The following is a 13953-nucleotide window of genomic DNA, read 5'->3' on the forward strand; positions in this document are numbered from 1 at the left end:
ATATACCCAGCTTATTTTTTTCTATATTTTAACGGAGAAACTCCATATGTTTTTTTGAAGCTTCTGATAAAATAGCTTACATTCTGATATCCACTCTGCATTGCGATCTCTGTAACAGGAGTATCCGTATCTTGTAACAGCTGTTTTGCATGCTCTAACCGTAAATGTGTTATATATTGCGAAAGTGTAATATGAAAATGTTCCTTAAAATATCGCGATATATATTTTTCCGAAAGATGAAACTGCTCACCGAACTCTTTTAATGATATCTTTTCCATAAAATTCTGCTGTATATATGAAATCATTTCTTTTTCTATCGTATTTCTCCCGCTTTTATCATTTTCGATTACAAAGCCCCTCTCCCACATTTCAAGAATAAATTGTAAAAGAATTATTTTTGTCTTTATCTGAGCAGTTATTATGGACTCAGTTTTCTTATTTTTTGCCACATATATTTCAACCAACTGCTCACATAGTTCTTTTGCTGTATCTTTTACTCTTGGACTTATCATCAGATGACCATTTTTTAACGGCTCCAGTAATTTAGCATCCAACATGTCATTTATACAAAAAGATATGTATTTTAACGGAAAAAGGAAAGTAAAATAATCCACTGTACCAGTCTGTGAACCCATAAAATGCAGATTACCCGGCGACACTACAAAAGCATCCCCGGGGGTTCCAATATAATTTTCTCCTGATATACTAACAGTCAAAAAACCACTTTTTACATATATAATTTCCAGTTCATCATGCCAATGAACCGGTATCTGAAATGATCGTCCTTCATTTTTTATATGATATGTACTAAACGGATCATCCTTTGTACCATGTGGTTTATTTTCCTTTAATTCAAAGTACATAATCTCTCCTATACTTCTATAAGACCTTTACTTTTCCATTTTCCACTCTTCCATCTAAGTACCATTCCCACTGCTCTCGCACATTCGTCACCTGCCATAGCAATATATGCTCCTACAGCCAGAAGTCCCATGTGTATTCCGAGAAAATAAGTTCCGCCAACTGCAAACAAATACATAAATATCGCACCTAATATAACCGGAAAAAATGCGTCTCCGCTCGTTTTTAACGCCTGCCCATATACAAGGTTTGTTACCCTTCCAAGTTCAAGAAATATATCTACTATTAACAACTTTACCACAAGATTTATCATCTGTATATCATCCGTAAATATATGCACGATAAAATGTCCGGCAAATGCAAATGTCACGGAAAAGCATGTCGCTGTGATGATACCATATATCGCAGCTTTTCTCGTCCCCCTGTTACATTCCTCAAACTCTTTTGCTCCAATTCTCCAGCCGGTCATAATTGCATTTGCCTGAGCAAGGGCAGCTCCCACGCAATACGAGAAATTTGCAATCTGTATCGCATATGAACGCGCTGTAACATTCATTCCATCCACATCCATCTGATTCATAAAACGCACTATAAATGTCATTGCGATGTTGTAAAGTGCTGTTTCAAGCGCAGAAGGAAAACCAATCTTAACAATCTGTGCAAATATCTTTCTTGATGTAATTCGCTCAGGACTCTGCTTTGCTTTTATAAGTACTGCCCCCATGCCGGCTACAATAATAAGATTTACAACTCTCGAAATAACCGTGGCAACAGCAACTCCCATCACACCCCAGTTGAATGCAAATAAAAATACTGAATTAAGTATTATATTGAGAACATTTCCAACAACAGTTCCTATCAAAGAATGTTTTGTATATCCAAACACTCTCAAATAACTGGAGAAAATAGGAATCAGTGCATTTAAAAAACATGTGCCGCCAACAATTCTAAGATATATTTCAGCCGGCTCAAGCAAAGCCGGAGCAATACTTACGATTCTAAGTATCCCACCAGAAAAAGTAGCAAGAACGACAGACATTACGATACCTATCAATGCGTTGAATATAAGTCCAAGTTGCCTTGCCTGATATGCTATCCCCGGTCTTCCAGCTCCGATATTTTGTGACATAACGGCTATCATACCCGATGATATTACTCCAAACATAATAATAAAAACACCTATATATGTATTTGCTGTTCCCACTGCTCCTACAGCCTGATCACTTACAGATGATAGCATAAGCGTATCAACCATACCTGAAAGCATATAAAATAAAGTTTCTAAGCATATTGGCACAGATAGCTGTGTTAATGTTTTTCTTTCCGCTGCCATAGTTTTTCTCCTCACATACAATTCAAGAATACCATATCAATAATACGATATATTTCTATGTAATTCTTGTATAATATCATGTGAAAATTGCACTATTTCCACTTTATCTTAAAGAGCACTGGGTACGAGCTAAATTGATTACTCATGCTTACAAGGATTTGCAAATCAGGATAACTTTTTCCGTTTTCCCAATTTGAAACAGTTTGCCTGGTAACATGAAATAATTTACCAAACTCCTCTTGTGTTAATTGATTGTCTTTATTCTTTTAACACCAGTTCTTTTTCTTATTTTCTATACAGTTTTCCAGTCTTCTACACTAAGGATTGCTTCATGTTCGCGTCCACCTGCATGGTAGTAGATATCCTGAAATTCTGCATATTTTTTTAGTTTGTCCTTCTGTGCATCCAAGCTGTAACCATCAACCTGAATTGCTGTTGATACACGAGTATATATGTAGCATTTTGTTTTCTTTTTCAATAACCTAACCTCCCAGTTTATTCATTTGTCAATTTTCCCGACTGCTCAGCTAACTTCTTTTCTTCTCTCTTTACCCTACGTTCTAATTTTTTAATATCTTCTGATGCGGGCAAATTTTCTGGCTTAATCCCCCTCTGCCCCAGCATATCCCTAACTGACGTATTATTTTCAACATGCTCAACAGTAATAGCCGTCTCACCCTGTAAGTCTTTTTCTTCAACATTATAATTTGTCATTTCAGTTGCAAGGTTCTTTGCAGCAATAGTAAGTGTTGGTAAAAAATCTGCAAGCGGCCTTTTATCTTGCACTCCTAAACGTTCTTTCATTTGTTTTGTAGTGAATCCTCCAAATAAAGCCTGATCCCCCTTAGATCGGATACGTCCAAATCCAGCATCATCAACTCCACGTTCATATATATTTTGAGACAGTCGTTTTTCAGATTCTCGAAGCTTTCCTCTTGCCTCAGTTCTTTCAATATAAGAAATCCTTTCTTCTATCAATTCCTGTTTTCTTGTTTGAACTGCAAAATAGCTTTGTGCAAAAGCGATCTGTTCTTTACGAGGATCTCCGTTCTCTGCAATAAGATAACATGCATAACGTGTAAGCATATAATCTTCTACTTCTCTATTTGCGCCACTTCCCAGAATAACCATTTTACTGGCATCAGCAAAATGGTCCTCTACTACAATGCCATTATTTGCACAAGCAACTTTTGCCTTTAATAAAACATTTTCAAAATTTTGCCATTTTGAATAATCTAGCAAATGCATTAATTCACGTGCATACCAAAATTCAACTCCGTTTTCTTCATGCCTAATTTCATCAAATCTTTTCTTATAATTCATTATCATTTTCTTTTCCATATTAGACTTTCTCCTCCCACATTAAACCATTTTACTGACGTCAGTAAAATGGTCTATTCCTCTTTTTCCCTCAGTTTGTCATAATACGCTTTATACCTATAAATCGTCCGCTCACTGACATTGTTCCTCTTCGCAATTTCTACCATTGTCATGCCGCTCTCATACCCAACAACAAAATCATTATAAATTGCCATCCACTTGGCGTTATGTTTCTGACGACCGCTTAACTTACGATTTCTGTAATACTCCAATTCCTCCCGGAGTTCTGCATTCTCTTTTTCCAACTCCTCAATTCTTTTTAATGCCTCTTCAAGTGTTACAGTTTTCTCCATTACTCTGTCCTCCGTTCATGTCATTTTCGTTTTGTCTATATTATAAATACCTATGTCACTTTAGTCAATTCGATTATGTCATGTCGTATCATTTTTTACAATAGCTTTCATACAATCGAAATACCGCTGATATCTTTTACAGGCTAAACTTCTCCAAAAGCAGTCAGCCTGTATGTTTTTTATCCAATCACGTAAAATCCATTTTCTTTTTATTGCCGGTCCATATTTTAAGATCAGTGCTGTCACAACATCCACACATCTCTCAAATCAGTCTTAATACATCAGTATTATTACCTTGTCCCTTGAACACTTCCATATCTGCAAAAAGGACATCCCCTAACCTGTAAAATCTACAGTTCCGGAATGTCCTTTTTTCCATACTTCACTATATTTTTAACACATGATACTGCTTATCCACAATCTATATGATTCCAAAATGTCTAAATGCCTGCATAATCGCATCTTCCTTCTCCGGTGTACACTGTGGCTGTCTCGCATTCTCTGATTTAGCCGGATTGAAGTTCTCACCGACATCTAATCCACACTTCTTCTTAATCTGTGCGATATACAGTGATGAAACCTTCAGTCCTGTCTTTTCAAGTACATATGCCTTTATCTGCTCATAAGTTGCTTTTCCCTTAAATTCAGATAAATCCATATCCTCCAGAGAGAAGTCCACCTTCACTTTTCTGCTATCGACCATTCCCTTGGAAAGCAAGACAACCGTCTCACAGAACATATTTTATCGCAAGGCTTTTAAAAATGGAATAGATTTTACCAAACGACAGTTTTCAAAAAACTTATATCGGTTGCATTTTGTCAAAAGTACAAAACTTTTTGAAGCCAAGTGCTTTTAATTCCTGTTATGATACTGAGGATATCCCAGCAATACTTGCTATCCCTGATACCTTATTCTTTCTACCAGCGTTTCCTTTTTCAGATTACTGCTTAAAACACAGGAAAGCACAATTTGTAGAATACCAACCAGAAGAATCATAACAAGAATCGGGATAAGAGGAACGTGATAAACGTTCATTCCAAAAATCCCATTATGCTTCGCATAGGAAAACAGTGCATAGCCAAGGGGCAGACCGGCAGCAAGTGCGACGCAGATGGTGCCAACCGTAAAAATCAAGCCCTGTATTTGTAAGCTCAGATTCAACTGCTTATTGGTCATGCCTACCGCTTGCAGCACACCGTATTCCTGCTTCTTCGTGGTGATATTGATGATCATGGTGTTTGCCATATTCATAAAACCGATGAGTCCTACAACCGCCATAAACAGATAACAGCCAAGCTTCATCATGCTGCTTGCAAATTCAGCAGATTGTAACCGCGCATGATAAGTATCCATTTTTATATGCGAAGTATTAGAAATCAAAGTATTCAGACTTTGTTCTACAGATGCCACATCTTTTTTATCACAGTCCACCCACAGATAGCCATAGGCTGTTCCCCTCGGATTCATGGAACGATATACACCTTCCGGAATGACAAGATAAGTGTCCGCACTTACAAAAGATCCTGCAATCTTTCCCTGATAGGTATAGGTTCCACTTCCATTCTCAAAGTCAAATGCAATGGATTCACCCAGAGCATATCCATCTTGTTCCATCCACGTTGACCAGCCAAAGAAAATATCACCATTCTTTACCGCCTGATCATAGTCCATAGAGCCAATATCCCCTTCTTGGCGCATAAAATCAAAATCCTTTTTACTCACAATAGTAGTCGGAAATCTTGTTCCGTTCAGATTTACAGAGACAATCTCTCTCGGCATGACATCTGTTACTCCCGGAATGCTTTTGATTTCTTCAATCAGCGAATCATTCAATGGATCATCCGTCAGAATCGTATCCAGATTATTCTCCGGATATTTTTCATCATACTCAGCAGAATAGTCAAGCTGCAGTTCAAATTGTCCATGATTTATGTAACGACGTGCTTCATGCTCCGTGTCAATATTTCCCACATAATTAGAGATAATCACAAACAATGAGCAGGAAAACCCCATTGTGAGGATGGTACCAATGGTTCTTTTTGGATTACCCGTTATATTTGCCATTGCCATAGAAAACACGGTGACATTTTTTCTGCCATTTCGTTTTCCTTTTTTGTGTGTTTCTGCATTTTCTAAATACCGTGTTGCTTCGATAGGTGAAATCCTTGAAACAATTTTCATTGATTTGCGCAGTGCCAAAGCAACGGTAAGAAATGATACGAAAATACATAGAAGTATAACAGGCAGGGAAAACAGTGGTACCTGCTGATTTTGGACTCCCATAGAACCAGTTTGGGTTGATACAAGGTTTCCCTGTTCTACCAGCCAGTTAAAACCGCATTTTGCAATCAGAAAACCAAGAAGCAATCCAACCGGTATTGAAAAAAATGTCAAAAAAATGCCCTCTCTGAAGATCAGTTGTTTCATCTGCTTTTTTGTCGCTCCCAGAGCCTTGATTTTTCCATACTCCTGTATCTTGTTGACAATACCGACCTGAAAAATATTATAAATGACCACAACAGAGAAAAGTACAATTGCAAGAATCAGAATTCCACATACCGCAATCGTTTCATAACTCGGCTGCAAGACCCATTGCAGATAGAAATCATTGATTATAACATTTTTTTCTTCGATTCCACAAGATGCTGCAATCTGCTTTATAACCGGTTCAATATTATTCATAGACACATTTGCAGAATCATTTAAAGTAAAATAAATATTATACTGTCTGTCATTCTCTGCGACGTGCTCATCATAAAACTCCTGTGACCCAAAAGCAACATAAGATGCCTCGATGGTATACTCATCCCGGTCATATAGGATTCCGCTGACAACAAACTCTTCCGGCTTATATTCTGACCGCATCCCTGCACGGTAATCCAGTGTAACCGTATCTCCGACCTTTACATCATCATATCCCATTGCACGAAAAAACGCTCTTCCGGCGGCAATTTCCTGCATTTTTTCCGGATACTTTCCTTCCTTTAATTCATATTCCTTATTATAGGGAAGCATTTTTCTTGCAGTCTCATCCATGCAGACAAACCCGCCATTTTCATTGCCTTTTATGATGCCTTCTGTACACATAATTCCTATTGCATCTATTTCTGCACGGCGGCTTACTTCCTTTAACTGCGATCCGTCTGCTGCGACAAACAAACCATAATTGCTTCCATATGAGCCTGTCGCCTGACTTTTCTGTAAACGGATCATTCCATTTCCCACAGTACTGATAATCACAAGCAGCATCGTAGTCAGACATATGGACATCATAATCAGTATACTTCTTGTCTTGTTCTTTTTGTCATTGCTATATGCAATCCTGCTTATTGTCTTCATCTGAAATCCACCACCTGTCCGTCCTCAATCACCAGAATACGGTCAGCGACCTGTGCAATTTCGTCATCATGGGTAATCATTACAATTGTCTGTCCATATTTTTTTGCTGTCATCTTAAGCAGAGCGATTACCTCATCACTGGTCTTAGAATCAAGATTTCCTGTCGGCTCATCTGCAAATATAATTTCCGGACGATTCACCAGTGCTCTTGCAATTGCTACTCTCTGCTGCTGTCCTCCGGATAACTGATTTGGCAGATTATAAATCCGGTTTTCAATCCCCAGAGTTGCAATGATATCATTTACATACGCTTCATCCACTTTTCTTCCATCCAGCCCCAGTGGCAGTACAATATTTTCCCAGACATTAACAGATGAAACCAGATTAAATGCCTGAAAAACAAATCCGATTTTTCTTCTGCGGAAAACAGCAAGGGCATCTTCCTTCATCCTGTATAAATCTTTCCCTGCTAAAGTAACACTGCCTTTTGTCGGGGTGTCTAGCCCCCAAGCATATGAAGTAATGTACTTTTACCAGAACCTGACTTTCCAACAATTGCGACAAATTCTCCCTGCTCAATCTGAATGTCCACCTGATTGACCGCTTTGACCTGATTCTCACCTGCGCCATAAAACTTACAAAGCTGCTTAGTTTCTAATATCACACTCATGTGTTGCCTCCTTTTCAATTCTGTAAAGCGTACCTTTTCAGCACGCTTTCTTTGCCTGTTTATATATTTGGTCATTTTTCAACCTACATCCAAATTGTATCAGGACAATCTTTCATTTCACTTTCAAAAAACGAGCAGAAGTCTTACAGAATTGTAAGATTTCTGCTCACTTAAAATTTAACCAACATATGGTAATTGAATCACAAACGTGCTTCCTTTTTTCTTTTTGCCGGAGATTACCGTGATCATACCTCCGTGTTTTTCGATAATTTCTCTCGATAGAAAAAGTCCGATTCCCGTGCCACTCTCTTCCCTGACCTCCCTGGAACCTCCTCTGTAAAATCGTTGAAAAATTTTGTGATACTCATTCTGCGGAATACCGATTCCCTGATCCTCAATTTCCATTCTTACAAGATCGTTTCTTTTTTGTAACCGGATAAATATTTTTGAACCACCCGGACTGTACTTGACCGCATTATCCAGAACGTTGATAAAAGCTTCACCAAGCCACCTTTTATCCTGCACAACCATGCATGTTTCCAGCTCTTTTGCATAGTCAAAAACGAATTCAATTTCTTTCTCATCCGCTTTTGGATAAGTACGGTTCACAGCAGATATGACAGTATCCATAAGCGGAAGTTTTTTCTTATTAATCTGAATCAGTCCGGTTTCCATCTTGGATATTTCAAGAAGCGACTGCAATAATGTCTCCAGTCCATCCAGAGCACTCCGACAACGAATACGAAACTCCTCCTGTTCTGTGGCACTTAAGTCATTCTGCATCAGCACACTAAAACATGTATCCAAAGCTGCAACCGGTGTCTTTAGCTGGTGAGAGATATCAGAAACCATTTCTTTCGTGCTCTCTTTTTCTTCCCGTGCTTCTTCCTTTAGCAACTGAATATGATGTCCGATTGCTTCAAGCTGGTCATTCAATTTTTCCAGTTCTGCATGATTTTCCGTTTTCAGTAAATCATCAAATTTATTTTCACGGAATCTAATCAGAATTTCTTCCATCTGGTCTAAAATTTTCTGATGACACGCATCTTCTTTTTTCTTCCAATAAAATAAAAAAGTCAAGAGAAGCACACATATCACAGTGCTTACAGCACCGGTCACCATAACCTGATGCCGGAATTGCGAATAAAACACATTCCCTTTATTTCCCCAGTATCCATATTGCTCCAATAATCGCCTTCCCTGTTCGTTCGTTTCAATATCCTTATCCTTAAGCAATTCCGAAACAACATCCAGCCCGGAAAATTCTTCCTTTGCAGCAATCTCTGTCATAAGATTCATTTTATATTTATAATCTTCATAAAACACATACGTGGTAAAGCAATTTAATATTGCAAACAATAATATGACAGGCAAAACCAAGGAGAGCCCTGCTGTGATCTTCTTGCGATATCTCTTTGTCACTGCCTTACCTCTTGATTCCATATATACCCAAGACCTCTGATATTCTTTATATAGACCGGTGCAGCCGGATTGTCTTCGATTTTCTCACGGAGTCTTCTGATATTGACAGCGATTGTATTTTCATCCACAAAATCCCCTTCCAGATCAAACACATTTTCCAATATTTGTGTTTTTGAAAGAATCTGTTTCGGATTCTGAAGAAAAAAAGTCAGCATTTTCAACTCCGTTTTTGTCAGACTGATTTCACGACTCTTTATCAGGACTTTCATTTCTCCTGCGATAAATACGATATCTCCCGAAATCATCTTTCCGGCTTCCGTTTTCTCCTGTCTGCGGCGGAAATGTGCTTCTATTTTCAAAAAAAGTACCGAAAGACTAAACGGCTTTGTAATATAATCATCTGCCCCTGCTTCATATCCCATGACCTGATCCATCTCCTGATCTAGTGCTGTAAGACAAATAATGTATGTATTATAATTGCATCTCATCCACCTTACAAATTCCAGTCCATTCCCATCCGGAAGATTCACATCACAAATGGTAACATCCACATTATTATCACTTGCAATTCTTTTCGCTTTTTTCATTGATTCTGCTGAAAAAACCTCATATCCGGATTTTTTCAGTGAAAATGTAATTCCACGATTTAAATTTTCATCATCTTCAACCACGAGTATACCTGGCATAGCATATGCACCTCTCTTTATTAACTATTCGTCTTAAAATGCTTCAATGCCTCCACAATTGCACTTTCTTTATCTTCTGGGCACTGCGGTTGCCTGCTATCTTCATTTTTAGGTAAATTATTTTTGTTTCAGTTGGGACAAAAGAACAACCGTCTCAACATGCACACTCATCGGAAACATATCAGTCGCCTTCACCTTCCTGATCTCATACCCATTCTCCCGCAGATACTTCACATCCCGAGCCAAAGTCGCTGAATCGCAGCTCACATATACGATCCTCTCCGGCTCCATCTGAACCATCGTATCCAGTACGCTTCTCTCACATCCTTTTCTCGGTGGATCGACTACGATCACATCCGCTCTCGCATGCTCTCCCGGATGCTCTTTTGCATAATCCGCATAATACTCCGGCAGCACTTCTTCTGCCTTTCCTACAAAAAACTCCGCGTTTGTAATCTCATTGATCTTAGCATTATGCTTTGCATCTTCAATTGCCTGCGGCACGATTTCCACGCCGTAAACTTTCTGTGCTTTCTGCGCAAGGAAAAGGGAAATCGTTCCGATACCACAATACACATCCCAAACCGTCTCTTTTCCAGTAAGCCCGGCGTATTCCAGTGCGGTTCCGTAAAGTACCTCCGTCTGTACCGGATTCACCTGATAGAAAGACAGCGGTGAAATCTGGTATTTGACATTACCGATATAATCGGTGATATACGTCTGTCCCCAGAGCGGACAAACCTTTGATCCCATGATCACATTCGTCTTTTCTTTATTGATATTATAAGTAATACTTGTCATTCCCGGAATCTTTGTCAGCTTTTTCAACAATTTTTCACTGCTAGGAAGCTTATCCCCATTAATGATCAGACAAACCATGATCTCTTTTGTTGTAAATCCATACCGGACCAGGACATGGCGCACCAGCCCTTTGTGCCGTTCCTCATCATATGCAGAAATCTTCTCTTCCCGCATGTAGTCCAGAATCTGATCCAGGATCACTTTATTCTCCGGTACTCCAAGTACGCAGTCCCTGTTCGGAACCGGGATGATCTGATGGGTTCTTCCGGCATAGAATCCGGCAATCAGATTCCCTTCTTTATCCACCCCAATCGGGAACTGTGCTTTATTCCGGTAACGGAACGGTTCCTCCATTCCTGCGATCGGCTCCATGATCTGATCCATCAATTCTTCTTCCACACTGCCAAGACGGATCAGGTTATTTCTTACTTTTGTATTTTTAAACTCCAGCTGTTTCCGGTAATCCATCTCCTGAATCTGGCATCCGCCACAGCGTCTTGCCTCCGGACAGCGTGCAGATACACGAAATGCGGATTCTTTTACAATCCGCATTAATCTCGCATATCCGTAGTTCTTTTTTGCTTTCATTACTTTTACTTCAACGGTATCTCCAATGACTGCATCCTTGATAAACAGAGTATATCCATCAACCTTTCCGATTCCTTCACCACCGATTCCGATATCTGTAACTTCTACCGTCACTACGTCATTTTTCTTCATTTTTATACTCATCTTTCTTTCAGAACTTCTCTTAGATACTGGTCTTTCTTAAGTTAGATTCAAACAGACGGTTATAACCTAACCAGTCCTTTGTATCTTTTGCCTTAAAAATCTCTGTCAGTGTCTGCATCTTTGCATCAGCATTATCTGCACAATTAAGTGCCATTGCTTCAGCAAGCGCCGGTTTCTTCGGCGAACCGTATTCGAGTTCTCCGTGATGCGCTACGATACAGTGCTTTAATTCGCTGGCAAGCTTCTTTGGGAAATCCGGGATCTCACGAATTGCATCATCCAGCATTTCCACACCGATCACAATATGACCGAGTAGCTGCCCATCATCGGTATAATCATTATCCGGGAACAGGGAAAGTTCCTGTGTCTTTCCGATATCATGACACATTGCCGCTGTATACAGAAGATCCTTATTCAGGATCGGATATGCCCCTGCCATATATTCGCAGAATTTCACTACGCTTAATGTGTGCTCCAGAAGTCCTCCGGCAAATCCGTGATGTACACTCTTTGCTGCAGAATGTGCCTTGAAGCTCTTGATAAACTGTTCATCATTTACAAAATAATACCGGATCACCTGCTGCAGATACGGGTTCTTCACCTGCTTTCCATAACGCATCAGTTCTTCATACATTCCATCCACACTTTTCTCGCTGGTCGGCATATAATCCGCCGGATCGTATTCTCCCTCGTCTGCTACACGGAGCTGCTTGATGTTCATCTGAAGATTGCCGTTATAGCTGATGATCTCCCCGTAAACTTCAATAAAATCTTTTTCGCTGTAATCTGCAATTCCATTTGAATTCGGATCCCAGATCTTTCCATCTAAAGTTCCTGTCTTGTCCTGAAGGATCAGGTTGTCATATGGTTTTCCGTTCCTTGTCTCCGCACTTCTTTTCCCTTTGCAAAGATACGTATTTCTGATTGTCTCGCCTTCGTGTAATGTCTCAATATATCTCATGTCATTCCTCTTCCTGCTCTATATTTTAAATTTATGGTTGCTTTTTATCTGCAAATCTATTCTTTACTTCCAACTGTCACATCAAATGTTACATCGACATAACCATCTGCGCCACGCCTCTGCCCTTTGATCCTGATCTGTGTACCGGTTCCGGCTTCTGCGATCTGTTTATGAAGTCCTGCTATACCGGTGATATCTGTCTTGTTAATCTCTGTGATCACATCACCATTCTGGATCCCCGCCTGCATCGCAGGCGAATCAGCCTCTACTTCCCTGACATAAATGCCTTTCGGGATTCCCTGTTCGCCGGCAAGCTTCTCCGTCACTACAACTCCGTGAACGCCAATATACGGAACTCCCTGTCCATTTGCCAGAAGTTCGATCTCTTCCTTGATATCCGAAATCGCATAGGCACTTACAAGATTTCCGTCTCTCTGCAATTCTGACTGGTCACAGATTCCAATCACTTCACCCGCCGTGTTAAACAGAATTCCGCTCCCTTTTTCACTTCCTGCAATATCTGTATCAAGCAGCCGGTACTGCCCGTCCGCCACTGTCCGGTAATTTCTGGTGGAACTGATGATCCCATATCCGACACCACCTGCATATCCAAACTGCTCACCAAGAACGATCACGCCGTCCCCACGGTTCACTGCATTAGAATTACCAAGCATCGCCGTCTGGATCTGGTTCCTCGTACTATCCGACAGATCTGATCTCTTAATCGCAATGATCGCAAGTCCAAGATTCCGATCCTGCTTTTTCAAAGTTGCGTTATATGTAGTATTATCTGAAAATGTGGCTTTCAGTGCTTCTGCATCTTTTACAATTCTTGCCGGTGCCGCAATCAAAAGATCTGCTCCATTATCCCAGAAAATAACTCCCGATACAGCCTGCTCCCCTGCATTCTCCCAGCCTTCATCCCGGTGCACGGCATAAATCTCAACCACACTTTTTCCTGCTGACAATGCCACCTGGTATAATGCATGGTTCATCTCCTGATAATCTTCGACAGTTAGATCCGGATACTGAATCTCTTCTTCCTGTGCTTCCTGATCCTTGGTATCCGTCTCATTCTCAACCGGAGTTTCCTCCTGATCCAGCGGAATCGTTACCTTCTCTCCGCCCAAATGTGTCATCGCCCATGGGCGAAGGGCATAAAACGCAAGACCTGCTGCAAGTCCAAAAATCAGTCCTCTTCCTGCAAGCCTGCACAGATTTCCCATGATTCCTTTTTTACTTCGCTGTTCATCTTTTACTGTTTCCTGCAAAAACGAATATTTTTCTTCCTCACTGTCGTGCGGTTCTTCGTTATGCTTATTCTCCCGATTATCAGACATTGTGCTTCTCCTTAGGCCTCCGGAGTGCTTTCAGCCACACCTGGTTTTAGTATACATGATTCCCCGCAAATGTTCAACGAAATTTCACCTTTCCACTTTCATTTAGACGGTAAATAAGTTAGAATAGAACCAGA

Annotated in this window: 11 protein-coding genes and 3 pseudogenes; all 14 read right to left on the reverse strand. The window is 40.0% G+C overall.

The genetic code is table 11. The features are described 5' to 3' along the window. Positions 1–11: 11 nt before the first annotated feature. The 14 genes and pseudogenes from PGW42_RS07675 to PGW42_RS07740 all read right to left on the reverse strand — a co-directional run bounded on the left by PGW42_RS07675 (position 12) and on the right by PGW42_RS07740 (position 13819). Positions 12–863, reverse strand: coding sequence for an AraC family transcriptional regulator (locus PGW42_RS07675; protein WP_117835187.1), 852 nt, complete (start codon positions 861–863; stop codon positions 12–14). 8 nt (positions 864–871) lie between these two features. Next, positions 872–2194 carry an MATE family efflux transporter gene (locus tag PGW42_RS07680; RefSeq protein WP_117824209.1) on the reverse strand — a complete coding sequence of 441 codons (1323 nt, stop codon included), beginning with the start codon at positions 2192–2194 and terminating at the stop codon, positions 872–874. Positions 2195–2286: 92 nt separating this feature from the next. Beyond that, positions 2287–2433, reverse strand: a pseudogene (locus PGW42_RS16110) (helix-turn-helix transcriptional regulator); the annotation flags it as partial. A gap of 119 nt (positions 2434–2552) precedes the next feature. Next, positions 2553–2672: pseudogene (locus PGW42_RS16115) on the reverse strand (recombinase family protein); the annotation flags it as partial. Positions 2673–2689: 17 nt separating this feature from the next. Next, positions 2690–3535 carry a DNA damage-inducible protein D gene (gene dinD / locus PGW42_RS07695; protein ID WP_055247963.1) on the reverse strand — a complete coding sequence of 282 codons (846 nt, stop codon included), beginning with the start codon at positions 3533–3535 and terminating at the stop codon, positions 2690–2692. 53 nt (positions 3536–3588) lie between these two features. Beyond that, positions 3589–3867: a helix-turn-helix domain-containing protein gene (locus tag PGW42_RS07700; protein WP_008368854.1), complete on the reverse strand. Its 279-nt coding sequence runs from the start codon at positions 3865–3867 to the stop codon at positions 3589–3591. Positions 3868–4288: 421 nt separating this feature from the next. After that, positions 4289–4525, reverse strand: a complete 237-nt coding sequence (locus tag PGW42_RS07705) for a hypothetical protein (RefSeq protein ID WP_044998564.1) — start codon at positions 4523–4525, stop codon at positions 4289–4291. Between the two features lie 237 nt (positions 4526–4762). Beyond that, entirely contained in the window at positions 4763–7207 is a 2445-nt protein-coding gene (locus PGW42_RS07710) for an ABC transporter permease (RefSeq protein ID WP_270202949.1), read from the reverse strand. Continuing rightward, a pseudogene (locus tag PGW42_RS07715) lies at positions 7204–7877 on the reverse strand (ABC transporter ATP-binding protein). Before PGW42_RS07715 ends, PGW42_RS07710 begins: the two are co-directional and overlap by 4 nt. Positions 7878–8054: 177 nt before the next feature. Continuing rightward, positions 8055–9320: a sensor histidine kinase gene (locus PGW42_RS07720; protein ID WP_270202948.1), complete on the reverse strand. Its 1266-nt coding sequence runs from the start codon at positions 9318–9320 to the stop codon at positions 8055–8057. Further along, positions 9296–9985, reverse strand: coding sequence for a response regulator transcription factor (locus PGW42_RS07725; protein WP_270202947.1), 690 nt, complete (start codon positions 9983–9985; stop codon positions 9296–9298). The genes PGW42_RS07720 and PGW42_RS07725 overlap by 25 nt, the downstream gene beginning before the upstream one ends. 117 nt (positions 9986–10102) lie before the next feature. Continuing rightward, positions 10103–11506, reverse strand: coding sequence for a 23S rRNA (uracil(1939)-C(5))-methyltransferase RlmD (rlmD, locus tag PGW42_RS07730; RefSeq protein WP_330677014.1), 1404 nt, complete (start codon positions 11504–11506; stop codon positions 10103–10105). 31 nt (positions 11507–11537) lie between these two features. Then, positions 11538–12479, reverse strand: a complete 942-nt coding sequence (locus PGW42_RS07735) for a 3'-5' exoribonuclease YhaM family protein (protein WP_008368874.1) — start codon at positions 12477–12479, stop codon at positions 11538–11540. A 56-nt stretch (positions 12480–12535) separates the two neighbouring features. After that, complete coding sequence (locus PGW42_RS07740; RefSeq protein WP_270202946.1) at positions 12536–13819, reverse strand: S1C family serine protease; 1284 nt, start codon at positions 13817–13819, stop codon at positions 12536–12538. Positions 13820–13953 lie beyond the last annotated feature (134 nt).

It is taken from the genome of Coprococcus sp. TM115-187 (assembly GCF_027679115.1).
GTDB lineage: Bacteria > Bacillota > Clostridia > Lachnospirales > Lachnospiraceae > Allocoprococcus > Allocoprococcus comes.